The organism is Streptomyces nymphaeiformis, from assembly GCF_014203895.1.
Taxonomy (GTDB): domain Bacteria; phylum Actinomycetota; class Actinomycetes; order Streptomycetales; family Streptomycetaceae; genus Streptomyces; species Streptomyces nymphaeiformis.
Genome location: NZ_JACHJY010000012.1, coordinates 263484 through 288825, shown reverse-complemented (window position 1 = coordinate 288825; position 25342 = coordinate 263484). Strand labels below are relative to the sequence as shown.

24 protein-coding genes and 1 tRNA gene are annotated in these 25342 nt (G+C 72.6%); 15 read left to right on the top strand and 10 right to left on the bottom strand.

All coding sequences use genetic code 11. The features are described 5' to 3' along the window. Positions 1 to 330: 330 nt before the first annotated feature. From GGE06_RS36130 to GGE06_RS36105, 6 genes are all read left to right on the top strand, one after another. Entirely contained in the window at positions 331 to 813 is a 483-nt protein-coding gene (locus GGE06_RS36130; RefSeq protein WP_003953493.1) for a CarD family transcriptional regulator, read from the top strand. A gap of 307 nt (positions 814 to 1120) precedes the next feature. Then, the gene (ispD, locus tag GGE06_RS36125; protein WP_116159714.1) at positions 1121 to 1870 is read left to right on the top strand and encodes a 2-C-methyl-D-erythritol 4-phosphate cytidylyltransferase; all 750 of its coding nucleotides are present in this window, start codon (positions 1121 to 1123) and stop codon (positions 1868 to 1870) included. Beyond that, positions 1860 to 2369: a 2-C-methyl-D-erythritol 2,4-cyclodiphosphate synthase gene (gene ispF, locus GGE06_RS36120; protein ID WP_116159713.1), complete on the top strand. Its 510-nt coding sequence runs from the start codon at positions 1860 to 1862 to the stop codon at positions 2367 to 2369. Before ispD ends, ispF begins: the two co-directional genes overlap by 11 nt. 92 nt (positions 2370 to 2461) lie before the next feature. Beyond that, positions 2462 to 3862 carry a cysteine--tRNA ligase gene (cysS, locus tag GGE06_RS36115; protein ID WP_116159712.1) on the top strand — a complete coding sequence of 467 codons (1401 nt, stop codon included), beginning with the start codon at positions 2462 to 2464 and terminating at the stop codon, positions 3860 to 3862. 79 nt (positions 3863 to 3941) lie between these two features. Continuing rightward, positions 3942 to 4901 (top strand): 23S rRNA (guanosine(2251)-2'-O)-methyltransferase RlmB, encoded by a 960-nt coding sequence (rlmB, locus tag GGE06_RS36110; protein WP_184932760.1) that lies wholly within the window; start codon positions 3942 to 3944, stop codon positions 4899 to 4901. Between the two features lie 95 nt (positions 4902 to 4996). Beyond that, on the top strand, positions 4997 to 6556 hold the full coding sequence (locus GGE06_RS36105) for a DoxX family membrane protein (RefSeq protein WP_116159710.1): 1560 nt from the start codon (positions 4997 to 4999) through the stop codon (positions 6554 to 6556). A 76-nt stretch (positions 6557 to 6632) separates the two neighbouring features. Here the strand turns inward: GGE06_RS36105 and GGE06_RS36100 are convergent, their stop codons facing one another. The 3 genes from GGE06_RS36100 to GGE06_RS36090 form a co-directional block, all read right to left on the bottom strand. Next, entirely contained in the window at positions 6633 to 7349 is a 717-nt protein-coding gene (locus GGE06_RS36100; RefSeq protein WP_184932759.1) for a nucleotidyltransferase family protein, read from the bottom strand. Positions 7350 to 7417: 68 nt separating this feature from the next. Further along, entirely contained in the window at positions 7418 to 7828 is a 411-nt protein-coding gene (locus tag GGE06_RS36095; RefSeq protein ID WP_116159708.1) for a hypothetical protein, read from the bottom strand. Between the two features lie 226 nt (positions 7829 to 8054). Further along, on the bottom strand, positions 8055 to 9152 hold the full coding sequence (locus GGE06_RS36090; RefSeq protein WP_116165399.1) for an ABC transporter ATP-binding protein: 1098 nt from the start codon (positions 9150 to 9152) through the stop codon (positions 8055 to 8057). A gap of 182 nt (positions 9153 to 9334) precedes the next feature. Between GGE06_RS36090 and GGE06_RS36085 the strand changes: the two genes are divergently transcribed. From GGE06_RS36085 to GGE06_RS36075, 3 genes are all read left to right on the top strand, one after another. Next, a tRNA-Thr gene (locus tag GGE06_RS36085) sits at positions 9335 to 9411 on the top strand. Between the two features lie 385 nt (positions 9412 to 9796). After that, positions 9797 to 11128 carry an MFS transporter gene (locus tag GGE06_RS36080; RefSeq protein ID WP_147321077.1) on the top strand — a complete coding sequence of 444 codons (1332 nt, stop codon included), beginning with the start codon at positions 9797 to 9799 and terminating at the stop codon, positions 11126 to 11128. 122 nt (positions 11129 to 11250) lie between these two features. Beyond that, positions 11251 to 13350, top strand: a complete 2100-nt coding sequence (locus GGE06_RS36075; RefSeq protein WP_181924561.1) for a restriction endonuclease — start codon at positions 11251 to 11253, stop codon at positions 13348 to 13350. A 44-nt stretch (positions 13351 to 13394) separates the two neighbouring features. On the opposite strand, the gene GGE06_RS36070 is transcribed toward GGE06_RS36075, so the two are convergent. Further along, positions 13395 to 14795 (bottom strand): NAD(P)/FAD-dependent oxidoreductase, encoded by a 1401-nt coding sequence (locus GGE06_RS36070; RefSeq protein WP_116159706.1) that lies wholly within the window; start codon positions 14793 to 14795, stop codon positions 13395 to 13397. 108 nt (positions 14796 to 14903) lie between these two features. On the opposite strand from GGE06_RS36070, the gene GGE06_RS36065 reads away from it, so the two are divergent. The 3 genes from GGE06_RS36065 to GGE06_RS36055 all read left to right on the top strand — a co-directional run bounded on the left by GGE06_RS36065 (position 14904) and on the right by GGE06_RS36055 (position 16679). Then, positions 14904 to 15791, top strand: a complete 888-nt coding sequence (locus GGE06_RS36065) for an aminoglycoside phosphotransferase family protein (RefSeq protein WP_184932758.1) — start codon at positions 14904 to 14906, stop codon at positions 15789 to 15791. A 69-nt stretch (positions 15792 to 15860) separates the two neighbouring features. Further along, entirely contained in the window at positions 15861 to 16340 is a 480-nt protein-coding gene (locus GGE06_RS36060) for a GNAT family N-acetyltransferase (protein WP_184932757.1), read from the top strand. 9 nt (positions 16341 to 16349) lie between these two features. Continuing rightward, positions 16350 to 16679 (top strand): hypothetical protein, encoded by a 330-nt coding sequence (locus tag GGE06_RS36055; RefSeq protein ID WP_030691147.1) that lies wholly within the window; start codon positions 16350 to 16352, stop codon positions 16677 to 16679. A gap of 15 nt (positions 16680 to 16694) precedes the next feature. Here the strand turns inward: GGE06_RS36055 and GGE06_RS36050 are convergent, their stop codons facing one another. Beyond that, complete coding sequence (locus tag GGE06_RS36050; protein ID WP_184932756.1) at positions 16695 to 17699, bottom strand: zinc-binding dehydrogenase; 1005 nt, start codon at positions 17697 to 17699, stop codon at positions 16695 to 16697. Positions 17700 to 17749: 50 nt separating this feature from the next. Next, positions 17750 to 18922: an FAD-dependent oxidoreductase gene (locus tag GGE06_RS36045; RefSeq protein WP_184932755.1), complete on the bottom strand. Its 1173-nt coding sequence runs from the start codon at positions 18920 to 18922 to the stop codon at positions 17750 to 17752. Positions 18923 to 19026: 104 nt separating this feature from the next. Here GGE06_RS36045 and GGE06_RS36040 point away from each other — a divergent pair, with 104 nt between their 5' ends. Next, positions 19027 to 19692: a pentapeptide repeat-containing protein gene (locus tag GGE06_RS36040; RefSeq protein ID WP_184932754.1), complete on the top strand. Its 666-nt coding sequence runs from the start codon at positions 19027 to 19029 to the stop codon at positions 19690 to 19692. A 21-nt stretch (positions 19693 to 19713) separates the two neighbouring features. Here the strand turns inward: GGE06_RS36040 and GGE06_RS36035 are convergent, their stop codons facing one another. The 3 genes from GGE06_RS36035 to GGE06_RS36025 are packed head-to-tail and all read right to left on the bottom strand — an operon-like array spanning position 19714 to position 22098. Further along, positions 19714 to 20214, bottom strand: coding sequence for a hypothetical protein (locus GGE06_RS36035; protein ID WP_116159700.1), 501 nt, complete (start codon positions 20212 to 20214; stop codon positions 19714 to 19716). 13 nt (positions 20215 to 20227) lie between these two features. Next, positions 20228 to 20884: a response regulator gene (locus GGE06_RS36030; protein ID WP_312883418.1), complete on the bottom strand. Its 657-nt coding sequence runs from the start codon at positions 20882 to 20884 to the stop codon at positions 20228 to 20230. After that, entirely contained in the window at positions 20881 to 22098 is a 1218-nt protein-coding gene (locus GGE06_RS36025) for a sensor histidine kinase (protein ID WP_116165396.1), read from the bottom strand. Before GGE06_RS36025 ends, GGE06_RS36030 begins: the two co-directional genes overlap by 4 nt. A 132-nt stretch (positions 22099 to 22230) precedes the next feature. Between GGE06_RS36025 and GGE06_RS36020 the strand changes: the two genes are divergently transcribed. Further along, positions 22231 to 23214: an ATP-binding cassette domain-containing protein gene (locus tag GGE06_RS36020; RefSeq protein WP_116165395.1), complete on the top strand. Its 984-nt coding sequence runs from the start codon at positions 22231 to 22233 to the stop codon at positions 23212 to 23214. Then, entirely contained in the window at positions 23214 to 24020 is an 807-nt protein-coding gene (locus tag GGE06_RS36015; protein ID WP_184932753.1) for an ABC transporter permease subunit, read from the top strand. Before GGE06_RS36020 ends, GGE06_RS36015 begins: the two co-directional genes overlap by 1 nt. A 13-nt stretch (positions 24021 to 24033) precedes the next feature. Here the strand turns inward: GGE06_RS36015 and GGE06_RS36010 are convergent, their stop codons facing one another. Continuing rightward, positions 24034 to 25239 (bottom strand): FAD-dependent monooxygenase, encoded by a 1206-nt coding sequence (locus GGE06_RS36010; RefSeq protein ID WP_184932752.1) that lies wholly within the window; start codon positions 25237 to 25239, stop codon positions 24034 to 24036. Positions 25240 to 25342: the final 103 nt, after the last annotated feature.

Here is a 25342-nt window from a genome sequence, read left to right as displayed (position 1 = left end):
TGATGTCCACTGATCAATTTCAGGAATCGCACCGGCGTGCATCCGTACGGGTGGGCGATCCTCGAACGGAGTACGCGAAGAAGGTCACTCCGAACCCGACAAAACGGGACATCGTCCCTCCCTGGACGGCCTCCAGATGGGTGTAACGTGCGCGTTTCTCTGCGTCGATGTAGCCGCTCCGACCTGCGAATACCGCCTTCCGGAAGCCCTCCGCAGCACGTCCGTGTCGCCGTTGTCAAGCCCCGAGATATGCCCTGACCTGCGAAAACGCCATTCAGAAGAAGCCGAATCCGTGTTACCCTGGATAGCCACGGAAGGGGTACCTGTCACATGACGTTCAAGGTTGGCGACACCGTGGTCTATCCCCATCACGGGGCCGCGCTGATCGAGGCCATCGAAACTCGCCAGATCAAAGGCGTGGACAAGACCTACTTGGTGCTCAAGGTCGCGCAGGGCGACCTGACGGTTCGTGTGCCGGCGGACAATGCGGAGTTCGTCGGCGTTCGCGACGTGGTCGGTCAGGACGGGCTGGACCGGGTCTTCGAGGTGCTGCGCGCACCGTACGCCGAAGAGCCGACGAACTGGTCCCGTCGCTACAAGGCAAATCTCGAGAAGCTCGCCTCCGGCGATGTCATCAAGGTCGCCGAAGTGGTGCGCGACCTGTGGCGTCGTGAGCGCGAGCGCGGACTCTCCGCCGGTGAGAAGCGCATGCTCGCCAAGGCCCGCCAGATCCTGGTGAGCGAGCTGGCTCTCGCGGAGAACACGAACGAGGACAAGGCCGAGGCCCTCCTCGACGAGGTCCTCGCGTCCTGAGCCGCACCTGAAGCGGTCGAGCAGTGAAGCAATGCCGCGGTGCCCGCTGGCGTACTGTGATCCACACAGTGCTGTCGCCGGGCGCTGCGGCATGTCCGCGTACATCACCACACGTACGCGGCGCGTCCATGTGACCGCACCGCTGAAGTAACCCGCACCCCCTGAACTTCTCTACGTCCGAGCCCCTGTGCCGACGCGGCCACGCCTCGACCGTCGTCACGGAAAGGGCCCGATCAAGGCGGAGCGTCCGGCACGGTGAGGCCATACCCATGTCGGCCGCGGAAACAAACCTGCCGGAGTGCAACCGATGTCAGACGAAGCGCGTCCTAGCCGTACCGCCGTGGTGATCCCGGCCGCAGGGCGGGGCGTACGCCTCGGCCCGGGCGCCCCCAAGGCGCTCCGCGCGCTGAACGGCACCCCCATGCTCATCCACGCCGTCCGCGCGATGGCCGCCTCCCGCGCGGTCTCGCTCGTCGTCGTGGTCGCCCCCTCCGACGGCGCCGCCGAGGTCAAGAACCTCCTCGACGACCACGCCCTGCCCGAGCGGACCGACTACCTCGTCGTCCCCGGCGGCGAGACCCGCCAGGAGTCCGTGCACCTCGGCCTCCAGGCGCTCCCCGAGGGCATCACCACCGTCCTCGTCCACGACGCGGCCCGCCCGCTGGTCCCCGTCGAGACCGTGGACGCCGTCATCGAGGCCGTACGGGACGGGGCCGTCGCCGTCGTCCCCGCGCTGCCCGTCGCCGACACCGTCAAGGAGGTCGAGCCGGCCGAGAAGCCCGGCGACCCCGAGCAGGTCGTCGCCACCCCGGTCCGCGCCCGCCTCCGCGCCGTCCAGACCCCGCAGGGCTTCGACCACGACACCCTGGTCAACGCCCACGCGACCATCGCCCTCACCGGTGAGGGCGCCACCGACGACGCCGGCATGGTCGAGCGGCTCGGCGCGCCCGTCGTCGTCGTGCCCGGCCACGAAGAGGCCTTCAAGGTGACCCGTCCCCTCGACCTCGTCCTCGCCGAGGCCGTACTCGCCCGCAGGAGGGCCAACGATGGCTTCTGAGCAGCCCCTGATCCCCGTGATCCCCCGCACCGGCATCGGCACCGACGTCCACGCCTTCGAGAAGGGCCGCGAGCTCTGGTGCGCGGGCCTGCTCTGGGAGGACGAGGAGTACGGGCTCGCCGGGCACTCCGACGGTGACGTCGCCGCCCACGCCGCCTGCGACGCGCTCTTCTCGGCCGCCGGCATCGGCGACCTCGGAGCCCACTTCGGCACCTCGCGCCCCGAGTGGTCCGGCGCCTCCGGCGTCACCCTGCTCGCCGAGGCCGCGCGGATCGTCCGCGCCGAGGGGTACGAGATCGGGAACATCGCCGTACAGGTCGTCGGCGTCCGCCCCAAGGTCGGCAAGCGGCGCGACGAGGCGCAGAAGGCGCTCAGCGAGGCGGCGGGCGCCCCCGTCTCCGTCTCCGGCACCACCACGGACGGGCTCGGTCTCACCGGCCGCGCCGAGGGCCTCGCCGCCCTCGCGACCGCCCTCGTCTACCCCGTATCGCCCCGGTAGCAGCCCCGAATCGCTCCGACAGCGGTGAAAAACGTGTCCTGCCGCCGGGAATCGGTCGCAGGGCACTACCACACGCCCACTACCCTGGAGTGGTGACTATTCGCCTGTACGACACCAGCGCCCGGCAGATCCGTGACTTCACCCCGCTCACGCCGGGCTGCGTCTCGATCTACCTCTGTGGTGCCACCGTGCAGGCGGCCCCGCACATCGGCCACATCCGGTCGGGGCTGAACTTCGACATCATGCGCCGCTGGTTCGCCTACCGCGGCTACGACGTCACGTTCATCCGCAACGTCACCGACATCGACGACAAGATCATCAAGAAGGGCGCCGAGCAGGGCCGCCCCTGGTGGTCCATCGGCTACGAGAACGAGCGCGCCTTCAACGACGGCTACCACGCCCTCGGTTGCCTCCCGCCGACCTACGAGCCCCGCGCCACCGGTCACGTCCCCGAGATGATCGAGATGATGCGGGGTCTGATCGAGCGCGGCCACGCCTACGAGGCGGACGGCAGCGTCTACTTCGACGTGCGCTCCTTCCCCGGGTACCTGGAGCTGTCCAACCAGGACATCGACGACCTCCGCCAGCCCGCCGAGGACGGCATCACCGGCAAGCGCGACCCGCGCGACTTCGCCATGTGGAAGGCGACCAAGCCGGGCGAGCCCGACTGGGAGACCCCGTGGGGCCGCGGCCGTCCCGGCTGGCACCTGGAGTGCTCGGCCATGGCCCACAAGTACCTGGGCTCCGCCTTCGACATCCACGGCGGCGGCCTCGACCTGATCTTCCCGCACCACGAGAACGAGATCGCCCAGGCCAAGGCCTTCGGCGACGAGTTCGCCCAGTACTGGGTGCACAACGCCTGGGTCACCATGAGCGGCGAGAAGATGTCGAAGTCGCTCGGCAACAGCGTGCTCGTGTCCGAGATGGTGAAGAACTGGCGCCCCATCGTCCTGCGCTACTACCTGGGCACCCCGCACTACCGCTCGATGATCGAGTACAGCGAGGAGTCCCTGCGCGAGGCCGAGTCGGCCTTCGCCCGCATCGAGGGCTTCGTCCAGCGCGCCACCGAGAAGGCCGGGCGGACCGTCGCCCCCGCCGCCGAGGTGCCGCCGGCCTTCGCCGAGGCCATGGACGACGACCTGGGCGTGCCGCACGCGCTCGCGATCATCCACACCACCGTCCGCCAGGGCAACAGCGCCCTCGCCGCGGACGACAAGGACGAGGCCATCGCCCGCCTCGCCGAGGTCCGTGCCATGCTCGGCGTCCTCGGCCTCGACCCCCTCGACCCGCACTGGGCCGAGGAGACCGGTGGCGGCGAGGAGCTCCACGGCGTCGTCGACACCCTCGTACGCCTCGTGCTCCAGCAGCGCGAATCGGCGCGCGAGCGCAAGGACTGGGCGACCGCGGACGCGATCCGCGACCACCTGAACCAGTCAGGCCTCGCCATCGAGGACAGCCCCGACGGTCCCCGCTGGACGCTGGGCAACCGTTAGAAGACGTGCCGCTCGGGACACCGGGCGGCACACTTCAGTTACAGACTTCGTACGTCAGCAGAGGAAACAGGTAGTAGTCATGGCCGGGAACAGCCAGCGCAGGAACCGCCGCACGTCCAACAAGAAGGGCGCGACGGTCGGCAGCGGTGGCCAGCGGCGCAAGGGCCTCGAAGGCAAGGGCCCGACGCCCAAGGCCGAGGACCGCAAGGGTCACAAGGCGTACCGCGTCTCCAACGCGATGGCCCGGAACGCGGCCAAGCGCCGCCCCGCGCCCCGCCGCGGCGGCCCCAAGGGCACCAGCGAGATGGTCGTCGGCCGCAACCCGGTCTTCGAGGCGCTGCGCGACGGCGTGCCCGCCACCACGCTGTACGTGCAGCAGTTCATCGACAACGACGAGCGCGTGCGCGAGGCCCTCCAGCTCGCCGGCGCGCGCGGCAACATCAACCTGATGGAAGCCCCGCGCCCCGAGCTCGACCGCATGACCAACGGGCTGAACCACCAGGGTCTGGTCCTCCAGGTCCCGCCGTACGAGTACGCGCACCCCGAGGACCTCACCGACGCCGCCTACGACGAGCACGAGGACCCGCTGATCGTCGCCCTCGACGGCGTCACCGACCCGCGCAACCTCGGCGCGATCGTCCGCTCCGTCTCCGCCTTCGGCGGCCACGGCGTGGTCATCCCCGAGCGCCGCGCCGCCGGCATGACCGCCGGCGCCTGGAAGACCTCCGCCGGCACCGCCGCGCGCACCCCGGTCGCCCGCGTCACCAACCTGACCCGCGCCCTGCAGGAGTACAAGAAGGCCGGCATCGCGGTCGTCGGCCTCGCCGCCGAGGGCACGCACGAGGTGCAGGACCTGGAGGCGCTCGCCGGCCCGGTCGTCATCGTCGTCGGCTCCGAGGGCAAGGGCCTGTCCCGCCTCGTCGGCGAGACCTGCGACTTCCTCGTCCGCATCCCGATGCCGGGCGGCGCCGAGTCGCTCAACGCCGGCGTCGCCGCCGGTGTCGTGCTCTACGAGGCGGCCCGCCGCCGCATGGGCTGACCCGAACGAGGGACGCGCCCCGGCCGTGATCTTGACGGGCCTCGGACATTTGGCAACCGTCAAGGCAGTGTCCTAACCGCACATCACTCGGTTAGATGAGTGTGGACACCAGAACGCCCCGGCCGGGGTTCGACGATCAGCCCGCGCTGAGCATGGTCAAGGTGGATTCCGATCCCGCCCAGGTGATCGTGAACCACGCCAGCTTCCGTGTGCGGCTCGCGCCGGCCCCGCAGCCGAAGTTCGCGGCCCGTACCGCCGCCCTGTCCGGAGTGGGCGCGGGCGGCCCCCGCCGCCGCCCCGTCGTGTGGACCGGGAAGTCCGCGCCGGGCGCGACCGGCCTCCTCCAGGCCGTGCGCGAGTCCTCCGTCTCCACGCTCGAACCCGTCGGACACGGCGGCCACGGCGTCGGCGACACCCAGGCCATCCCGCGCATCGACACCACGATGCCCACCCCCGTGGTGCCCGCCGAGGCCGCGCCGCCGCTGCTGCCGCCGATGCGCCGCGCCGAGGGCGCCTACGACGAGCTGTACGACCTCCGGCCGGAGCCCACCGAGCCGTACGGGCACGAAGCGCCGAACGGCAGGACGGCACAGCGCCACGGACAGGACAACGTCCGGCACGCCTACTACCCCGGCCGCCGGATGAACCTCGGCGTCGTCCTCCTCCCGCTCCGCGTCTTCCTCGGCTTCATCTCCATCTACGCGGGCATGGGCAAGCTCTGCGACCCCGTCTACTTCGACGGCGGCGAGCGCGGCTCCATGGTGAAGTGGCTCAACTCCCTCCACCCCTGGGCCCTCGCCGAACCGCTGCGCGACTTCGCCCTCCAGCACCCCGTCGGCGCCGGACTCACCGTCGCCTTCCTCCAGGTCGTCGTCGGCGTCCTCACCGTCCTCGGACTCTGGCAGCGGGTCGCCGCCGTCGTCGGCGGACTGCTCTCCGCCGCGCTCCTGCTGACCGTCAGCTGGAAGACCGTCCCGGTCTACGACTCGGCCGACATCATCTACCTGGCCGCCTGGTCCCCGCTGATCATCGCCGGCGCCCCCGTCTACTCCCTCGACGGCCGCCTCGCCGGCGAGGCCTGGCGCACCCTCGGCCCGCGCGCCGAACTCTGGGACCTGCGCCGCCGGGTCACCCGCCGCAGCACCCTCCTCGCCGCGGTCGTCGTCGGCCTCACCCTCCTCGTCGGCTCCGTCCTCGGCGGCGCCGTCCGCTCCACCGAGATGGTCACCGTCCCGGGCCCCAACGACGACCCGATCAACCACCTCCCCGGCCAGCCGCTGCCCCAGGAGCCGACCAGCAGCGCTCCGTCGAAGGCCGCCTCCACCGCGCCCGAGCCCGCCACCGCGACCAGCGAGGCGCCCGCGCGCAGCGAGAAGACCGAGGAGGCCACCCGGCCCACGGAGACGACCCGCGAGTCCACCCGGACGCACGAGCAGCAGCGCCCGACCTCGACCCAGGGCACGAGCACCGGCACCACCACCAGCCGTACGCCCGCGCAGTCGAAGCCGGCGCCCCCGCCGTCCACCAGCGACAGCCCGAGCAGCACCGGCGGCGGCACGACGGGCGGCGGCTCGACCGGCTCCACCAGCACCCCGTCCCAGGGCGGCTCGACCGGCGGAGGGGCGCACAACCCGATCGGCGGCCTGCTGGGCTGACGTACGGGAACGAGAAAGGCCGGCACCGGGGTGCCGGCCTTTCTCGTGCGCCCGTCGGTTCTCGTACGGCCGTCCGTCAGGCCTTCTGGGCGGCGAGCTCCTTGGCCGCCTCCGTCAGGTCCTTGGCGGTGTCGATGGCCCGCCAGTAGGCGCCGTGGGGCAGCGGGAAGCCGGCCAGGCGGCGCTCGCGGGCGAGGCGGGGGAAGGTGGCCCGCTCGTGGTCGCCGACCTCGGGGAGGAGCTCCGTGAAGGCCGCGGCGAAGACGTACACGCCCGCGTTGATCAGGAACGGCGAGGGCGGCGCCTCGATGAAGTCGGTGATGTTCCCGAAGGTGTCGGTCTCGACGGCGCCCCACGGGATCCGGGGGCGGGCCAGGGCGAGCGTCGCGAGGGCGTCCCGCTCGGCGTGGAAGGCGGCCATCTCGCGCAGCGAGAAGCGGGTCCAGATGTCGCCGTTGGTGGCGTACCAGGACTGGTCCGGGTGGGGCAGGTGCGCGGCGGCGTACTTGAGGCCGCCGCCGCGGCCGAGGGGTTCGGTCTCGACGACCGTCGTCACCCTCAGAGGCAGGTTCGCGGAGGTCAGCCAGTCCTGGAGCACCTCGGCGAGGTGGCCGCAGGAGACGACGGCGTCCGTCACGCCCTCGGCGGCCAGCCAGGAAAGCTGATGGCCGATGATCGGGGTCCCGGTGCCCGGGATCTCGACCATCGGCTTGGGGCGGTCATCGGTGTACGGGCGGAGCCGTGAGCCCTGGCCGCCCGCCAGGACCACGGCCTGCGTCGGAGTGGTGTGCATACGGGGAACGATAGGCGCCCGGTATGCGTCAGGCCGTTCAGCTCGCGGCCCGTCCCCTCGTCAATCGGTCAGCTCGCGCGCATCACGCCGGTCGCGTACGAGGTGTCGCAGACCGGGCGGGAGAAGGACTGGGCGCGGGAGGGGCCGTAGTGCTCGACGGCGGCGCGGCCGAGGGCGCGGGCGATGGAGAAGCAGTGCTTGGCGAGGGAGGGCCGGTTCTCCACCTCGCGCTGGAGGTGGGTGAGGGCGACGCCGGGGTCCTTCTCCTGAAGCTCTGCGAGGAGCTGGTCGCGGAGAATATCCTGCGGGGCACGGGACTTGGCCCGGGTGGAGACGTCCGTGGAGGACGCCGTCAGCTGGGTGCCGGAGTCCTGGCCGGCCCACGGAACGGCGGACACCGCGAGCGTTCCCGAGAGCACCAGGACGACGGGCAGGACGAGGGCGAGAGAGCGGCCGATTCGGCGGGCAGTGTGCGTCACGCAGGCGAGCGTAGCGGCCGGTAGTGATATGGCGACATTTAGTCACTCTCGCGAGGGATGGTTCGAGGCGGCTTTTCGAATTGCGTGTTGACGCGGGGGTGCCGGCGGGGCCCCGAATGCCGGGGTTTTCGGGGGTAAGCCCGTTTAAACGAACGGCCCCGCATCTGCAACAGATGCGGGGCCGTACGGCGCTGCTTCGGGCCCGGTCCTTCGGACCGGCTCGGCCTCAGCCGCTGAGGCGGGCGCCCGTGGAGGTCGAGAAGACGTGCAGCTCGTCGGCGCGCGGGACGACGTGCAGCGTGGAGCCCTTCGCGGGCACGTCGCGGCCGCCGACGCGGACCACGAGCTCCTTGTCCTCGCCGCCGACGCGGGTCGTGCCGTACACGAAGCCGTCCGAGCCGAGCTCCTCGACGACGTTGACCGTGACGGCCAGGCCGTCCTTGCTGGTGGCGCCCTGCACGTCGAAGTGCTCGGGGCGGACGCCGACCGTCACCGTGGTGTCGCCGTTGGCGGAGGCGGCGGCGATCGCGTCGCGGGTGACCGGGACGACGCTCGTGCCGAACTTCACGCCGCCGTCGACGATCGGGACCTCGACCAGGTTCATGGCCGGGGAGCCGATGAAACCGGCGACGAAGAGGTTGGCGGGCTTGTCGTACATGTTGCGCGGGGTGTCGACCTGCTGGAGCAGACCGTCCTTGAGGACGGCGACGCGGTCGCCCATGGTGAGCGCCTCGGTCTGGTCGTGCGTGACGTACACGGTCGTGATGCCCAGGCGGCGCTGGAGACCGGCGATCTGCGTACGGGTGGAGACGCGGAGCTTGGCGTCGAGGTTCGACAGCGGCTCGTCCATGAGGAAGACCTGCGGCTCGCGGACGATGGCGCGGCCCATCGCGACACGCTGGCGCTGACCGCCGGAGAGCGCCTTCGGCTTGCGGTCGAGGTACTCGGTGAGGTCGAGGATCTTCGCGGCCTCCTCGACCTTGGCGCGGATCTCCGACTTGTTGACACCGGCGATCTTGAGCGCGAAGCCCATGTTGTCGGCGACGGTCATGTGCGGGTACAGCGCGTAGTTCTGGAACACCATCGCGATGTCCCGGTCCTTCGGCGGCAGGTGCGTGACGTCGCGGTCACCGATGCGGATGGAGCCGGCGTTGACGTCCTCGAGACCCGCGAGCATGCGCAGGGAGGTCGACTTGCCACAGCCGGAGGGGCCGACGAGGACGAGGAACTCGCCGTCCGCGATCTCGATGTCGAGCTGGTCGACGGAGGGCTTGGTGGCACCCGGGTAGATCCGGGTGGCCTTGTCGAACGTGACGGAAGCCATGGTGATGCGTCCCTTCACCGGCAGGAACGTGCCGGACGATCCGAGTAAAGGAAGGATTGAGGTCTAGTCCACCAGGGTGAACCGCAGGTGACGCTACCTGCCGACGCCCGTTCTGTCAGCACTCACGGCCCCGTGAGATTTCCGACCGCCTCCGGGGCCGGGTTGGTTACACTTCACTCGCTGCCTCCTTAGCTCAGCTGGCCAGAGCACCGCTCTTGTAAAGCGGGGGTCGTCGGTTCGAACCCGACAGGGGGCTCCAGGCAGGACGAGGCGAAGGCCCCGGACCGTTCATGGTCCGGGGCCTTCGGCATCTGCGGCGATCCGGGTTTCGAGCCGTTCGGTCAGGCCCTCGGGTCGACGAACCAGGCGGCGGCGCCGTCCTCGTCAGCGGTACGAGGCCGTGCCACAGCGGTGCCGGACCGTGGCCCGCGAGTGGGCGGGTTCAGTCGGACGCAGTAGTTCGGCGTGCTCATGGCGGGTGGGGAGCCGAGGCTGGGGCCATGGGCATACGACCTTGGGTGGTGGTCGAGCCACCTGACCGGCGCGGGCTGCGCCGGATCGTCATCCACGGCAAGACAGTGGGCAGCGCGTGGTCCCGCCGGGAGTTGCGGAAGGTCCTCAGCCGTCTGGGTTATCCCGACGACATGGATCTCGACGACCGCTCGCGCGTCCACTGGCGTGGCGGCGGCAGCGACTTCTGGCCCGATGACAGGGGCTGGAGACGGCGTCTGGTCATCGCCCTCATGCTCGTGGGGCTGCTCGCCTCGTTGGGGCTCCACGTCGCGATCGGCTGGGCGGACGCCCTGGGGGCGTTGACCTTCGCGCAACGGCTCGTCGGTGTGCTGTTCCTGTTGGCGGGTGTGGTCGAGGGGATCGCGTTGCCCGCGGTCGTCGACCACTGGGGCCGCCGGCAGGTCAGGCTGTCCGGGGCGCTGGTCCTTCTCGGCGTGCTCATGACGCTGGCCACCACGAGCCTTCTCCTGTTCCTGTGGCTGCAGGAGCGGGAGTACATAGCCACCGTCCTGATCTTCCTCGGCTTGTGGCTCTGGTCGCTGTGGGCCCTCCACGCTCTCATCCGCGACAAGGTGTGGAGAGGCATACCGCACCCCAGGAAGTTCGCCCTGGGAGTTACCGTGACGGCGCTCATGACGGCTGTCAGTCTGGGCTACTCGATCCTGTATCAGCCCATCGCCGCCCCCATGCACTTCGTCCTCAGAGCGGAATTCGGGACACCGCGGACGGATTCCGGTTCGCCTTACGTGCATGTCCCTCTCGTGCTGTATGCGAAGAACGACGGCGGGATTCCGGTGTACATCGTCATCGACGACTACACGGTGACGGGATCCCTGGCCAAGTTCTCCGGCTCCGGCGACGGGCTGAAGGAATGGAAGGGTGACCAGGAAGGCGGGTGGTGGAACCCGGAGGCGGAGGCCTACAGGAGTGACGTCACGTATGAGGTCGTCGCGTCCGGGCAGTTCCAGGGGCCGGGGTCGACCCTTGACGCCGGGGAGGAGTTCAAGATGGAGAAGGTGATCACGCTCCCCAAGTCCACGAAGTACGAGACGCTGAACGCTGATCTTCAGTTCGCCATCCTGAGGCAGGACCGCGGGAAGATCGACGACGAGTTCTACAACCCGAAGCTCTCGTGGATCAAGTCGGAGGGGAGGTACTACTGTCCGCCCGATGAATGTGGTGAGCACGTTATCTATCACGGCAGGGTGCGCTACAACACCAACTTGATCAACGTGACGCGCAAGCCCCGGTACGTGGCGGCCTTCTGGGCGCCGGAAGAGGCGCCGGACGTCTTCATCTCCTCGTTCAACTTCAAGAAGGAGAAGAAGAACCAGTCGATCTACGGCATCTACCAAGGTCTGGACGAGGGAGAAGTGAGCAGGGAGGCCGAGCGGTACGGACTCGTCTGGGCCTCCGTCAACTCGGAGGTGTCGGTCAGGGGGCTGTTGAAGCAGGCGCGGTGAGTGTCGTGTTCGGGTCCGTTCGAGGAGGTCCGGCGTTCCTGTGTGCCGGGGCGGCCCGGTCCGGGACACTTGTGCACTACGGGGGCGTCAGTGCGTGGGGTGTTCTGGGGAGGGGTGCGCGGATGAGTCGGCGTTCCGGTGGGCTGATCGGGGTGTGGGCCGAGCAGCAGCGGGTGGCGCAGCGGCAGCGGGAGGGACAGCACCAGGCGGTGCTGCGGCAGCAACGGGACGCCGAGCGGGCGCAGCGGGCGTACGAGCGGGACGTCGCCCGGATGCAGCGGGAGCAGCGGGCCGCCTATCGGCAGCAGCGGGACGCCGACGCCCTGCGGCGGACCCGTGAGTTGGACGAGCGGGTCGCCCAGCTGGAGGGGCTGCTCGTGGCGGGGTGCCGGGCGCCCGCCTTCGGTGTGGAGTCGCTGCGGCGGGAGGAGACCGTCGAGCCGTTCGCCCCCGGGCCGCTCGGGGAGCCCGTCGCCATGCCCGACCAGCGCTTCTACCAGCCGCAGGCCGCCTGGACGGCCTCCGGGCGCGCCCAGGCCGAGCGGGACGCGCGGGCCAGGTTCGAGCACGACTGGTACGCGGCGCAGGCCGCCGAGGCGCGGAGGGTCGAGCAACTCGCCGCGTACCGGCGGGAGTACGACGCCTGGGCTGCCGCCCGTACCGCCGAGATACGCGCCCACAACAGCGGGATCGACGGGACCGTCGCGGCCCTGCGGAACGGGGAGGCCGACACCGTCGTCGAGTACTTCTCCGCCGTGCTGTTCGCGTCGACCGCCTGGCCCGAGGGGTTCCCCCGCGAGGTGTCGGCCGCCTACGACCGGGCCGGGCGCGGGCTCGTCCTCGACTGGGACCTGCCCGGGTACGAGGTGGTCCCGGAGGCCAAGGGCGTCAAGTACCTGCCGAGCACCGACCAGGAGAAGGAGGTCCCGCGGCCCGTCACACAGCGGCGGGGGCTGTACCGGGACGTCCTCGCGCAGAGCGTGCTGCTCGCGGTGCGGGAGCTGTTCGCCGCGGATCGCTTCGGGGCGCTCGAAGCGGTGGCGCTGAACGGGTACGTCGGCGGGGTCGATCCCGCCACCGGGCTCGCCGGGCGGGTGTGCGTGGCCTCGGTCGTGGTGGAGCGGCCGGCGTTCGACCGGCTGAACCTGGAGCTCGTCGGCGCCGTGGAGTGCCTGACCGGGGCCCTCGGCGGGCGGCTCTCCGCCAAGCCCGACGAGCGGGTGGCGGTCGTGCCGCTGCGGGAGCCAGGCCAGGTGGGCTCGGACGTGGTGGTGCAGGGGGACGGCGAGGAGCCCGACCTGCTCACCATGGACCCGATCGCCTTCGAGGGGCTCGTCGCCGAGCTGTTCCGGGCGCGGGGGCTCCAGGCCGTCACGACGCAGCGGTCGGGCGACGGCGGGGTCGACGTCAAGGCGCTCGATCCCGATCCGATCAGCGGCGGGTCGATCGCGGTGCAGGTGAAGCGGTACCGGAACACGGTGCCGCCGAGTGCGGTACGGGATCTGTACGGGACCGTGCAGGACGTCGGGGCCAACAAGGGGGTCCTGGTGACCACCTCGAAGTTCGGGCCCGGTTCGTACACCTTCGCCAACGGCAAGCCGCTGACCCTGATCTCGGGGACCGAGCTGGTGGATCTGCTGCACCAGCACGGTCTGCGGGGCCGGCTGGGCGGGCCCGCGACCGCTCCGGCCCCCGCGCCCGCTCCCGTCCCCGCTTCTGCTTCCGCCGAGGCCGCCGAGGACTTCAACCTGCTCGGCATGGTGTGGTCGGGCTCCGCCGCGCTCGACGTGTGCGCGCTGGTCTGCGCGGGGAACCGGGTCCTCGGCGACGAGTGGTTCGTCTTCTTCAACAACCCCGCTACGCCCGACGGTTCGGTCGCGATGGTGGCGGCCGCGCCCGGCGACCGCGCGGCCGTGCGGGTCGGTTTCGACGCGCTGCCCGCGCGGGCGGACCGGCTGGTCCTGGTGGCGGCCGTGGACCCGGAGGTGAACCCCGACGCGGACCTCGGCGGGTTCACGGAGGCCGGGATCCGGCTGCGGGACGACGCGGGCGCCGAGCTCGACCGGCTGGAGGTGTCGGACGGGCGGCCGGGGGAGACGGCGCTCGTCCTCGGCTCGTTCCGGCGGCGGGCCGGCGGGGACTGGGACTTCGTCCTCGGCGGGAAGGGGTACGGGGGCGGGCTCGAGGAGCTCGTGGGGGACTTCGGGATCGAGGTGGAGTAGTGACGGAGGGGAGGGCGCGACCGGCGCCCTCCCCGCCGTGTCCCTCAGCGGCCGCTCAGGCGGTTCGCCAGGATCGCCACGCGGTCCGTCTCCGCCGTGTGGGCCGTGGCCTCGCGGCGGTCGGCGCCGCGGAAGGCGGCGTACATGGTCTGGACGCCGAGCCAGCGCAGGGGCTCCGGTTCCCACTTGCGGACCTTGTGGTTCACCCAGGGGAGGGCCGTGAGGTCGGTGGGCCCCGACTGGCCCGAGTCCTGCTGGATGAGGTCCCGGAGGGTGCGGGCCGCGAGGTTGGCCGTGGCGACGCCCGAGCCGACGTAGCCGCCGGCCCAGCCGAGGCCGGTGGAGCGGTCGAGGGTGACGGTGGCGCACCAGTCGCGGGGGACGCCGAGGACGCCGGACCAGGCGTGGTCGATCCGTACGCCCGCGAGCTGGGGGAAGAAGCGGACCAGGATCTCCCGCAGGGCGTCGATGGTCTGCGGCTGGGTGCGGCCGTCGTTGTCGGTCTTCGAGCCGAAGCGGTACGGGACGCCCCGGCCGCCGAGCGCGATGCGGCCGTCGGCGGTGCGCTGCGCGTACATGTAGGCGTGCGCCATGTCGCCGAGGGTCTCGCGGCCGTCCCAGCCGATGGACTCCCACTGGGCGTCGGTGAGCGGCTCGGTGGCGATCATCGAGGAGTTCATGGGGAGCCAGGTGCGGCGCTGGCCCGCGAGGGAGGCGGTGAAGCCCTCGGTGCAGCGCAGGACGTACGGGGCGCGGACGGTGCCGTACGGGGTGATCGCGTGCTTCGGCTTGATCTCGGTGACGGGCGTCGACTCGTGGATCGTGACGCCGAGGGCCTCGACGGCGGCCGCGAGCCCCTGGACGAGCTTGACCGGGTGGAGGCGGGCGCCGTGCGGGGTCCAGGAGGAGCCGACGGCTCCGGCGACGCGGATGCGTTCGGCGGTCTCGCGGGCGCCGTACAGCTCGCGGTCGGTCTCGCCGAAGGCGAGCTCGGCGGCGTGGAAGGCCTTGAGGCGGGCGAGCTGGGCGGGCGAGAGGGCCACTTCCAGGACGCCGCCGCGGTGCTGGTCGGCGTCGATCTTCTCGGTCTCGCAGACGTCGAGGACCTCGGCGACGGTGGCGTTCATGGCCTGCTGGAGGCGGGCGGCGGCCTCGTGGCCGTGCAGCTCGGCGTAGCGGTCGCGGCCGGCGATGCCGTTGTAGAGCCAGCCGCCGTTGCGCCCGGAGGCGCCGTAGCCGCAGAACTTGGCCTCGAGGACGGTGATGTTGAGGAAGGGGACGGCCTTCTTGAGGTAGTAGGCGGTCCAGAGTCCCGTGTAGCCGCCGCCGACGATGCAGACGTCGGCGGTGGTGTCGCCGGGGAGCGGTTCGCGGGGCGCGGGGGCGCCCTCCTGCGCGTACCAGAACGATATGCCGCCGTTGACGGTGCCGTTGACCGTGCTCATCTCTATCCCTCTTCCGGGTGCGTGGCCGGAGGTTACCGCTGGCCAGGGGTCTGTGGATACGGGGAAACCCGGAGGCGCGGGGCGGGCGCCGGTCACTACGCTCGCCGGGTGATTCACGTACCGGAGGAACTGGCGGCGTCGCAGGCGAAGTTCAACGGCGAGGCGGGGCGGGCGTTCGTGGCCGCGCTGCCGGGGCGGGCGGAGGAGTTCCTCGGCCGGTGGGGGCTGCGGGTCACCGGGCCCCCGATGCACGGGGTGGCCTCGCTGGTGCTGCCGGTGGAGCGGGAGGCGGACGGTGTCCGCGCGGCCCTGAAGATGCAGATCCTCGACGACGAGACGGAGGGCGAGCCGCTCGGCCTGCGGACGTGGGGCGGAGCGGGGGCGGTACGGCTGCTCGACCACGACGCGGCGACCGGGACGATGCTCCTGGAGCGCCTCGACGAGGCCCGGCCGCTGTCCGCGGTCGAGGACACCCGCGAGGCGCTCGGGATCGTCGCCGGGCTCCTCTCCCGGCTGGTCGCCGTCCCCGCACCGGAGGGGCTGCGGACGCTCGGGGACATCGCCGCCGGGATGCTCGCCGACGTCCCGGAGGCCGCGGCGCGGCTGGGCGCGGACGACGCCGCGGTGCTGCGGGACTGCGCGGCGGCCGTACGGGAGGTGGCGGGCGAGCCGGGGGACCGGCTGCTCCACTGGGACCTGCACTTCGGGAACGTCCTGGCGGCCGAGCGGGAGCCCTGGCTGGCGATCGACCCGAAACCGCTGGCGGGGGATCCGGGCTTCGAACTGCTCCCGGCCCTGATGGACCGCTTCGATCCCGACGGGTTCCTGTGGGGGTTCGACCTGCTCGCCGAGGTCGTCGGGGACCGGCGGCGGGCGACCGCGTGGACGCTGGGCCGGGTCCTGCAGAACGGCCTGTGGGACGTCGCGGACGGCGAGCCGGCCCTCGACCCCGGGCAGGTGGCCGCCGCGCGGATCCTGCTGGCCAGGAGGGCGTGAGCCGGGGCAGGCGGTCGCCGCGCGGATCCTGCTGGCCAGAGGGGCCTGATCCGGGGCAGGCTGGGTGCCATGATCCGTACCGCCACGCCTGCCGACGTCCCCGTCATCCACGCCCTGATCCGTGACCTCGCCGAGTACGAGAAGGCCCTCCACGAGGTCCGGGCGACCCCCGAGATGCTGCACGAGGCGCTGTTCGGCGAGCGGCCCGCCGCCTTCGCGCACATCGCCGAGGACGAGACGGGCGAGCCGGTGGGCTTCGCGCTCTGGTTCCTCAACTTCTCGACCTGGCGCGGCGTCCACGGCATCTACCTGGAGGACCTGTACGTCCGCCCGGAGGCCCGCGGCGGCGGCCACGGCAAGGCGCTGCTGCGCGAACTGGCCCGCATCTGCGTCGAGCGGGGCTACGAGCGCCTGGAGTGGTCCGTACTGAACTGGAACCGGCCGTCCATCGACTTCTACGAGTCCCTGGGCGCCCGCCCGCAGGACGAGTGGAGCGTGTACCGCCTGACGGACGGGGCCCTGGCGAAGCTGGGCGCGGTGACGGTGTAGGAAGGGGGCATGGACATTGAGCAGCGGTTCCAGCGGATCACCGGCTTCATCGAGGCGCGGCTGACGCCGCTCTTCGACCCCGCCAACGGCAGCGACCACGGGTTCGGCATGGACGACACGTCGCGGGCGCTGCGGGCCCTGCGCTACACCGTGCAGGCCGCGTCCGCGGTGAACGGGCTCGTGGAGAAGCGGGAGACGGCGCCGGAGCTGCGGCAGGTCGTCGACCAGGCGCTGGAGCACAACTGGGACGTGCTGCGCTCCATCGCCCGGATGTGGGAGGACCACCCCGACTTCACGAAGGAGTTCAAGGCGCACTCCTGGGACGTCCTCGGGGTCTGACCCCTTTCTGATCCCTCACGGGACCAGGACCACCTTGCCCGTCGTGCCCCGGTTCTCCAGGGCGCGGTGGGCCTCCGCCGCCTCCGCGAGGGGGAAGCGGTGGACCGCCGGGCGGAGGGTGCCGGTGGCCGCCGCGTCGAGGGCGGCGAGTTCGAGCGTACGGATGTCGCCGCCCGCCTTCTGGATCATGACGGGGCCGAGGACGGACTCCGAGGTGATCCCGCGCGCGGTGAGCTCCTCCTCGGTGAAGGTGAGCGGTTCGCCGTCGTGCAGTCCGGCGCCGGACCAGCCGAAGACCAGGTGCTGTCCGCCCTTGCCGAGCAGGTCGACGGCGGCGCGGCCGGTGTCGCCGCCGACCGAGTCGAAGACGACGGTGGCCTTCTCGCCCACGGAGTCGAGGTACGCGCGGACCTTCTCCGGCCAGTCGGGCTGCTTGTAGTCGACGGCCAGGTCGGCGCCGTTCGCCTCGACGAGGGCGACCTTCGCGGGGCCGCCGGCGAGGCCGATGACGGTGGCGCCGGCGTTCTTGGCGTACTGGACGAGCAGGGTGCCGATGCCGCCGGCGGCGGCCGGGACGATCGCGACCGAGTCGGGACCGAGTTCGGTGAACCCGAGGATGCCGAGGGTCGTGCGGCCGGTGCCGATCATGGCGACGGCCTCCGCCTCGCCGAGGTGGTCGGGCAGGGCGTGCAGCCGGGCGGCGTCGGTGACGGCGAGTTCGGCGTAGCCGCCGGGGTTCATGCCGAGGTGGGCGACGACGCGCCGGCTGAGCCAGGACGGGTCGGTGCCCTCGCCGAGGGCGTCGACCGTGCCGGCGACCTCGCGGCCGGGGATCGTGGGGAGCGGGGTGGGCGTGGGGAACGGGCCCGTGGCGCCCTCGCGCAGGGCGGTGTCGAGCAGGTGCACGCCGGCCGCCGCCACCCGGACGCGGACCTGGCCGGGGCCTGGCACGGGGTCGGGCGTCTCCTCGTAGGCGAGGTTCTCGGCGGGGCCGAAGGCGTGGAGGCGGATGGCGTGCATGACGTTCCCCTGTCGTCGTACGGACGGGCTTGCGGGGCAAGCCTCCGACCTCAAGCGCGCTTGAGGTCAAGGCGGTCGAGGTGCTCCGCGCGCAGCGCCAGCGACACCGCCTCGACCGCGCTCGTGAACGACACCTCCGCGAGCACGCCCGGCGCCGCTACCTGGTCGCCCACCAGGTACACCCCGTCGCCCCGGTCGACGGCCGGCCGGTCGCGCCACGTCGTGCCCGGGCGGTCGAGCGCTCCCGTACGGCCCTGGCAGACGGACTCCTGCCGCCACACCGTCCGCTCGCGCCAGCCGGGGAAGCTCAGGTCGAGCAGCCGCTCGCCGTGGGCGACGCCGTCCGCCTTCGACGCGTCCGGGCCGATCGGCAGCTGCGCCTGGAGCAGCGACTGCCCGGCCGGGGCCAGCGAGGGGTCCTGCGCCGTGTACCGCTCGATCCAGCCCGGCGCGTCCAGGTCCGAGACCACGAACGGATCGCCCTTCCGGGTGCGCAGCGCCAGGTCGAACAGGACCGTACGGCCGCTCTCCCAGGTCAGCGACGGGTCGCCGAGGAGCCGGGCGGCGGCCGGCAGCGCGGTCGCGACGACCACCGGCCCGCCGCCCACCGGCAGGGCGTCGATCCGGGACGAGGTCTCGATCCGCACGCCCAGCTCACGCGCGCGCGTGGCCATCCGGTCGATCAGCTCGCCCCAGCCGCCCCGGGGGTAGTGCGCCTCGGGCGGCAGGGCGGTGGACCGGTGCAGCCGCTCCTGCACGAAACGGGCCGAGAGGGAGCCGGGGTCGTGGTGGAAGAGCGCGACCCCGCTGTACGCCGCGGCCACGCGCGCGGTGCGCTCGCCCGCGACACCGGTGGCCCAGGTGCGGAAGTCGACGTCGACGGGGGCCTGTTCGGCGCTGCGACGGGCCAGACGGAACAGACCGAGCGGCGGGACGCCGCGCATGGCGCCGTCGCGGTGGACGCGGAACCGGAGGGCCTCGGCGGTCGGCAGCACGGCCATGGGCGGGAGGAGCCCGCGCTGCTTCAGCCAGGTCCAGTGCGGGCCGCCGTTGTAGAGCGCGTGCGGGCCCTCGTTCGTGCGGTACGGGCCGTCGGCCGTGCGCGCCCGGCCGCCGAGCGTCCGGTGCGACTCGTGGACGGTCACCTCGGCGCCGGCCTCGGCGGCCGTGACGGCGGCGGTCAGTCCGGCGAAACCGCCGCCGATGATCGTGAGCTTGCGCATGAGGTGTCTCCCTCGTGTCGGTCTGGGTCTCACACGGGGGACGGCGGGAGGGGCGGCGGATGTGACATCGGGGCGTTGTCAGTGGCGTAGGTCACGATGGGGGCATGGTGACGGCTGGGAAGAAGAAGGTGGCGGGGGCGAGGCGCCCGGAGGTCCGGCTGCCTCCCCTGGAGGCGTACGGGGGCGGGCTCGCGCCCGACGGGGACTACGACGGCCTCGGACTGACCGGGCTCGACCTGACGGGCCAGTCCGGCGAGGGGGCGCGGTTCCTGGACTGCGCGCTGCGGGAGTGCGGGCTCGACGCGGCGCGGCTGACGGGCGCGCGGTTCCTCGACTCGGTGCTCACGGGGGTGCGGGGCGTGGGCACCGAGCTCGCAGGGGCGCAGTTCCGGGACGTCGAGGTCGTCGAGGCGCGGCTCGGCGGGACGCAGCTGCACGGGGCGGTCCTGGAGAGGGTCGTCGTCCGGGGCGGCAAGATCGACTACCTGAACCTGCGGGCGGCGAAGCTGAAGGACGTCGTCTTCGAAGGCTGCGTACTGAGCGAGCCGGACTTCGGGGGCGCGGTCCTGCAGCGGGTCGAGTTCGTCGACTGCACGCTCACGGACGTGGACTTCACGGGAGCCCGCCTCACGGACGTGGACCTGCGGGGCGTGCAGCGCCTCGGGATCGCGGCGGGCGTGGAGTCGCTGGCGGGCGCGGTGATCTCCACGGCACAGCTCCTCGACCTGGCCCCGGTGCTGGCGGCGAGGCTGGGGCTGCGGGTGGAGTGACCCTTGCCGTGGGTGGGGGGGCTACTTCACGCGGGGGAAGCGGGACTGGAGGGTCCAGATCGTGGGGTTGTCCGCCAGGCCCTCGTGCATGTCCACGAGGTCCGCGATCAGGTCGTGCAGGAAGTCCCGCGCCTCGCGCCGCAGCTCCGCGTGGTTGAACGTCACCGGCGGCTCGTCGCCCGGCATCCAGTCGGCCTCGACGTCCACCCATCCGAAGCGGCGCTCGAAGAGCATCCGGTCCGTGGACTCGGTGAAGTCGAGCTCCGCGTACTGCGGCTGCGCGGCGCGGCTGCCGCGCGGGTCCTGGTCGAGCTGCTCGACGATGTCGCACAGCGCCCACGCGAAGTCGAGCACCGGCACCCATCCCCAGGCCGTGGACACCTCGCGGTCCGTCTCGGTGTCGGCGAGGTACACGTCCCCGCAGAACAGGTCGTGCCGCAGCGCGTGGACGTCCGCGCGGCGGTAGTCGGTCTGCGGCGGGTCGGGGAAGCGACGCGAGAGGGAGTAGCCGATGTCGAGCACGGGACCGATGGTGTCACGGCGCGAGCCCCGTCTCGTACGCGAGGATCACCAGCTGCACTCGGTCGCGTGCGTCCAGCTTCGAGAAGAGGCGCGCCACGTGGGCCTTCGCGGTGGCCGTGCTGATGTGGAGCCGTTCGGCGATCTCGCCGTTCGACAGGCCCCGGCCGACGAGGGTGAGGACCTCCCGTTCGCGGTCGGTGACGCCGTCGAGGCCACGCGACGGACGGCGTACCGGGTCCGGGCGCGCCGCGAACTCCTCGATCAGGCGGCGCGTCACCCCCGGCGCGATCAGGGCGTCGCCCGCGGCCACCACCCGGATCGCCGCGAGGATGTCGTCGAGGGCCATGTCCTTGACGAGGAAGCCGCTCGCACCGGACCGCAGTGCGCCGTACACGTACTCGTCGTCGTCGAAGGTCGTGAGGACGAGGACCCGGGGCGCGCCGGGGCCCGCCGTGACGATCCGAGTGGCCTCGATGCCGTCCATGCCGGGCATCCGTACGTCCATCACCACCACGTCGGGCCGCAGGTCCCGTGCCCGCGCCACTGCCTCCGTGCCGGTGCCCGCCTCCCCGGCGACCTCCAGGTCGGGGGTGTCGGCCATGAGGACGCGCAGCCCGGCCCGGACGAGGGGCTGGTCGTCGACGAGGAGGACGCGGATCCGGGGGTTCACGGGGCGGGGGTTCCTTCCGGGAGGCCGGCGGGCAGCGGCAGCAGCGCGGTGACGTGGAAGCCGCCGCCGGGCCGGGGCCCCGCGGTGAGGCTGCCGCCGAGGAGCGCGGCGCGCTCGCGCATCCCGACGAGACCGTAGCCGCCCCGGGTGTCCGCACCGGGCGGCGCCCCGCGGCCCTCGTCGGCGATCTCGACGAGCAGTGTGTCGGTGCGCCGTTCCACCGTCACCCGGCAGACGGGCACGGCCGCGTGGCGTACGACGTTGGTCAGGGACTCCTGCACGATCCGGTACGCGGCGAGGTCGACCTCCGGTGGCAGCGCCAGGTCGGGATTGCCGAGGTGCCGCAGCTCGACCCGTACCCCCGCGTCCGCCGTGGACGCGGCGAGCCGTTCCAGGTCGGCGAGGCCGGGCGCGGGGTCGCGCGGCGCGGGACGGCCGTCGGCGGTGGCGCCCCGCAGCGCGCCCAGGGTGCGGCGCAGCCCGGCGAGGGTCTCCCGGCTGGTGGTCTCGATGGTGGCGAGCGCGTTGCGGGCCTCGGCGGGCTGGGTGTCGATGACCCGGCGGCCGACGCCCGCCTGGATGGCGATGACGCCGATGCTGTGCGCGACGACGTCGTGCAGCTCGCGGGCGATCCTGAGCCGTTCGGCGGCGACCGCCTCGGCGGCGGTCGCGGCGCGCAACTCGGCTGCGTGGTCGCGCCGTTCGCGTACGGACCGGCCGAGGAGGCCGGCGGTGAGCAGGGCGAGCGCGAGGGCGACGACGGTGCTGACGAAGACGTCCTGACCGGAGGTGGTGTAGGTCGCGGCGCCGATCTGCACCACCAGTGCGCCGAGGGCGGTGGGCAGCAGGATCCGCGGCGGGCGCAGGGCGGCGATCCGGCCGACGAGGGCGTCGGCGGCGAGCACCGGAAGGTAGAGCAGCGCGCCGTCCGGACGGGTGGTCGCCGCCGCGAACAGGCCGGCGAGCAGCAGCCCGAGCGCCGCGAGCGGGTTGCGGCGCGCGAGGGGCAGGGTCAGGCCGACGGCGACGGCGGTGAGGAAGAGCCGCAGCTCGGTGGAGCGGTACGGGCCGGTCCGGGCGGCGAGGAGGAACAGGAAGGGCTGCGCGACGGCCGCACCCCAGACGAGGGCCGTCGACGCCCGCCCGCGGTGCGGTCGGTCGGTCGCCGGCACCCGCCCTGCGGTCGGTCGGCGGTCGGTCGGGGTGGCGGGCATGGCCCCGATCGTAGGCGCGGCCGTCCGCAGGGGCATCGGCCCGCGGGCGTACGCCTCCGGGCCACCCCCTGCTGCGAGTTGTGGCCGCCGAGCCGATGTGGCGACGGGTGCCGGACGGCCACCGTGGTCCGCATGATCGAAGTCCACGAACTGACCAAGCGGTACGGCCGCCGGCGCCGGGGCCCGTCCCGTCTCGCCGGCCCCGCCGCCCGTCTCGCCGTCGACCGGCTCACCTTCTCCGTGCGGCCCGGCCGTGTGACCGGGTTCCTCGGGCCCAACGGGGCCGGGAAGTCGACGACATTGCGGCTGATCCTCGGGCTGGGCGAGCCGACGTCCGGGACCGCCACCGTCGGCGGGCGGCGCTTCCGGGAGCTGCCGCGGGGGCTGCGGGACGTCGGGGCGCTGCTCGACGCGCACGACGTGCACGGCGGCCGGACCGCCGAGGCCCATCTCGCCGCGCTCGCCCGCACCAACGGCATCCCGCGCCGCCGGGTCGGCGAGGTCCTGGAGGAGGTCGGCCTCGCCGGAGCCGCCGAGCGGCGCATCGGCGGCTACTCGCTCGGCATGAAGCAGCGCCTCGGGATCGCCGCCGCGCTGCTCGGCGATCCGCCGGTCCTGCTCTTCGACGAGCCCGTCAACGGCCTCGACCCGGAGGGCGTGCTGTGGGCACGGGGGCTGTTCCGTCGGCTGGCCGCCGAGGGCCGGACCGTGTTCGTCTCCAGCCATCTGATGGGCGAGATGGAGCACACCGCCGACGACCTCGTCGTCATCGGCCGAGGCCGGCTCATCGCGGCCGAGAGCGGCGCCGCCTTCGCCGCGCGCGGCACCCGCCGGAGCGTGACGGTGCGGACGGTCGATCCGGCGGCCTCACGGGGCCTCGCGGACGCCCTGGAGGCCGAGGGCGCCACCGTACGGCGGGAAGCAGGAGCCTCGGAGGCCGAGGGCGCCACCGTACGAGCGCGGGAAGAGCTCCTCCGGGTCACCGGGACCGACGCGGAACGGGTCGGGCTCCTCGCCCACCGGCTCGGCGTTCCGCTCGCCGAACTGACCGCGCGCGCCTCCTCCCTCGAAGAGGCGTTCATGGAGCTCACCGCCGACAGTGTGGAGTACCGCTGATGCCGAACGCCCGCTTCCGCGACCTGCTCGCCGCCGAGTGGATGAAGCTGTGGTCGCTCCGCTCCACGCCCTGGGCCTTCGCCGTCGGCGCGGTCGCCGCGCTCGGCGTCAACCTCAACGCGACCCTCGCCGACTACCGCAACTACCCGCACTATTCGGACGGCATCAAGGAGCTCTTCGTGCCGATCTGGGCGATGCGCGACGCGTTCACGCTCGGCGGGGCCATGGTGTTCGTCCTCGCGACCGGCTCGATCGGCGCGCTGATGATCGTCGGCGAGTACGGCACGGGCCAGATCCGGACGACCTTCGCGGCCGTCCCGGCCCGCCGGTCCGTCGTCGCCGCGAAGACGCTCGTCCTCGCCGCCGTGATGCTGGTGTACGGCGTGCTGGTCGCCGGGGTGTCGTTCGCCGCCACGCAGGCCGTGCTCGACGGCCGGGGCGTCGGCATGGCGTTCGGCGACGAGGGCGTGGCGCGGGCGGTCGCCGCGTCGGCGCTCCTCGCGCCGGTGTGCGCGCTCGCCGGATTCGGCTTCGGGGCGCTGCTGCGGCACACGGCGACGACGATCGTCTCCCTGACCGGCGCGCTGCTCCTGCTGCCGGCCCTGATGGACGAGCGGAACCGCTGGGGCGCGACGTTCCTGCACGTGCTGCCGCAGGGCGCGTGGCAGCGGCTCACGCAGGTGGGGGTGTCGCCGGTGCCGGTGGACTACCCGTGGACCGCGGGCGGGGCGTGGACCGTGTACGCGACCTGGACGGCGGGCGCGGTGGCGGTGGCGTTCGCGGCGGTCCACCGGCGGGACGTCTGAGCCCGTACGGCGGTCAGCGGCGCCCGTGCACCGCCCGGGCCACCCGCGGGCCGAGCCAGCGCTTGAGGCGCCGCAGGGCCTCCAGCTGCTCGGCGGCCCGGTCGATCCGGTAGTACAGCTGCGGCGGTACGTGCGGCAGCAGCGGCGAGTGGCGCTGGCCGAGGAGCGCGAACATCTTGGCCGGCTCCAGGCTCATGTACCGCGGCAGGTTCTCGTACCACTGGGCGCTGTAGCGGGCCGCGCTCTGCGCCGAGACCAGCTCGGCGCGCCGCCGCCTCCCGTACGCGGTGAGCGCCGCGTCCAGGCCGCCGGGGGCGCTCAGGGCGTCGGCGAGGGCGAGCGCGTCCTCCAGGGCCAGGGTGGTGCCCGCGCCGATCGAGTAGTGCGTGGTGTGGGCGGCGTCGCCGAGGAGGACGAGGTTGCCCCGGTGCCAGACCCGGTTGGTGAGGGTGCGGAAGGTGAGCCACTGGGCGGCGCCGTCGGCGCGCTCGCGGCCGATCAGCTCGTGTCCGTCGAGGAGGTCGTGGAAGAGCTTCTCCAGGAGGTCGAGGCTGTCGGCCTCGCCGAGCGTGTCGAGGCCGAGGCCGGTCCAGGTCTCCGGGGAGCACTCGACGACGCAGGTGGAGCGTTCGCCGCTGAAGCCGTACGCGTAGCACCAGATCCAGCCGTGCTCGGTCTCCTTGAACGCGAAGCTGAAGGAGTCGAAGACCTTGGTGGTGCCCAGCCAGACGTACTGGTTGCGGCCGCTCGCGACCTCGCTGCCGAAGTGGTCGGCGTGTGCCTCGCGGAGGACGCTGTTGACGCCGTCGGCGGCGACCACCAGGTCAGCGCCGGTGAGTTCGGGCGCGTCCGGGCCGGGGATGTCGTGCTCGAACTCGACCCGTACGCCCAGCTCCTCGGCCCGGTCGGCGAGCAGCGCCAGCATCCGTCGCCGCCCGATCCCGAAGCCGGCGTCGCCGCGGTGGACGGTCCGCTCGTCGCGGACGATGGCGACCCCGTCGGTCCAGGTCACGGACGCCTCGGCGACGGCCGCCGCCGACTCGGGGTCGCCCGCCCGCAGCTTGTCGAGGAGCCCGGCCCAGTAGGTGACGCCCCAGCCGTACGTGGAGCCCTCGGGATTCCGCTCGTACACGGCGACGTCGCGGGACGGATCCTGCCGCTTCAGCAGGATCGAGAGGTAGAGGCCGGCGGGTCCGCCGCCGACGATCGCGAGCTTCACGTGCGCTCCCACTGAGACATGACACCGTGCGGTCGAATGACGACGCACGGTAGCAGTGGGGGTGGTGTGGCGCGGGGGAACGGCGCCACGGACCAGCCCTACG

What these genes read in the sequence shown, in the direction of transcription:
- GGE06_RS36050 (WP_184932756.1), bottom strand. Translation starts at nt 17,699, where the DNA reads ATGCACGCCATCCGCCTCCACGCCTTCGGCCCCGCCGAGAACCTCGCC.
- GGE06_RS36060 (WP_184932757.1), top strand. Translation starts at nt 15,861, where the DNA reads ATGATCCGTACCGCCACGCCTGCCGACGTCCCCGTCATCCACGCCCTG.
- ispD (WP_116159714.1), top strand. Translation starts at nt 1,121, where the DNA reads ATGTCAGACGAAGCGCGTCCTAGCCGTACCGCCGTGGTGATCCCGGCC.
- GGE06_RS36080 (WP_147321077.1), top strand. Translation starts at nt 9,797, where the DNA reads ATGGATCTCGACGACCGCTCGCGCGTCCACTGGCGTGGCGGCGGCAGC.
- GGE06_RS36055 (WP_030691147.1), top strand. Translation starts at nt 16,350, where the DNA reads ATGGACATTGAGCAGCGGTTCCAGCGGATCACCGGCTTCATCGAGGCG.
- GGE06_RS36105 (WP_116159710.1), top strand. Translation starts at nt 4,997, where the DNA reads ATGAGTGTGGACACCAGAACGCCCCGGCCGGGGTTCGACGATCAGCCC.
- GGE06_RS36020 (WP_116165395.1), top strand. Translation starts at nt 22,231, where the DNA reads ATGATCGAAGTCCACGAACTGACCAAGCGGTACGGCCGCCGGCGCCGG.
- GGE06_RS36070 (WP_116159706.1), bottom strand. Translation starts at nt 14,795, where the DNA reads ATGAGCACGGTCAACGGCACCGTCAACGGCGGCATATCGTTCTGGTAC.
- GGE06_RS36090 (WP_116165399.1), bottom strand. Translation starts at nt 9,152, where the DNA reads ATGGCTTCCGTCACGTTCGACAAGGCCACCCGGATCTACCCGGGTGCC.
- GGE06_RS36015 (WP_184932753.1), top strand. Translation starts at nt 23,214, where the DNA reads ATGCCGAACGCCCGCTTCCGCGACCTGCTCGCCGCCGAGTGGATGAAG.
- ispF (WP_116159713.1), top strand. Translation starts at nt 1,860, where the DNA reads ATGGCTTCTGAGCAGCCCCTGATCCCCGTGATCCCCCGCACCGGCATC.
- GGE06_RS36045 (WP_184932755.1), bottom strand. Translation starts at nt 18,922, where the DNA reads ATGCGCAAGCTCACGATCATCGGCGGCGGTTTCGCCGGACTGACCGCC.
- GGE06_RS36040 (WP_184932754.1), top strand. Translation starts at nt 19,027, where the DNA reads ATGGTGACGGCTGGGAAGAAGAAGGTGGCGGGGGCGAGGCGCCCGGAG.
- rlmB (WP_184932760.1), top strand. Translation starts at nt 3,942, where the DNA reads ATGGCCGGGAACAGCCAGCGCAGGAACCGCCGCACGTCCAACAAGAAG.
- GGE06_RS36130 (WP_003953493.1), top strand. Translation starts at nt 331, where the DNA reads ATGACGTTCAAGGTTGGCGACACCGTGGTCTATCCCCATCACGGGGCC.
- GGE06_RS36025 (WP_116165396.1), bottom strand. Translation starts at nt 22,098, where the DNA reads ATGCCCGCCACCCCGACCGACCGCCGACCGACCGCAGGGCGGGTGCCG.
- GGE06_RS36100 (WP_184932759.1), bottom strand. Translation starts at nt 7,349, where the DNA reads ATGCACACCACTCCGACGCAGGCCGTGGTCCTGGCGGGCGGCCAGGGC.
- GGE06_RS36075 (WP_181924561.1), top strand. Translation starts at nt 11,251, where the DNA reads ATGAGTCGGCGTTCCGGTGGGCTGATCGGGGTGTGGGCCGAGCAGCAG.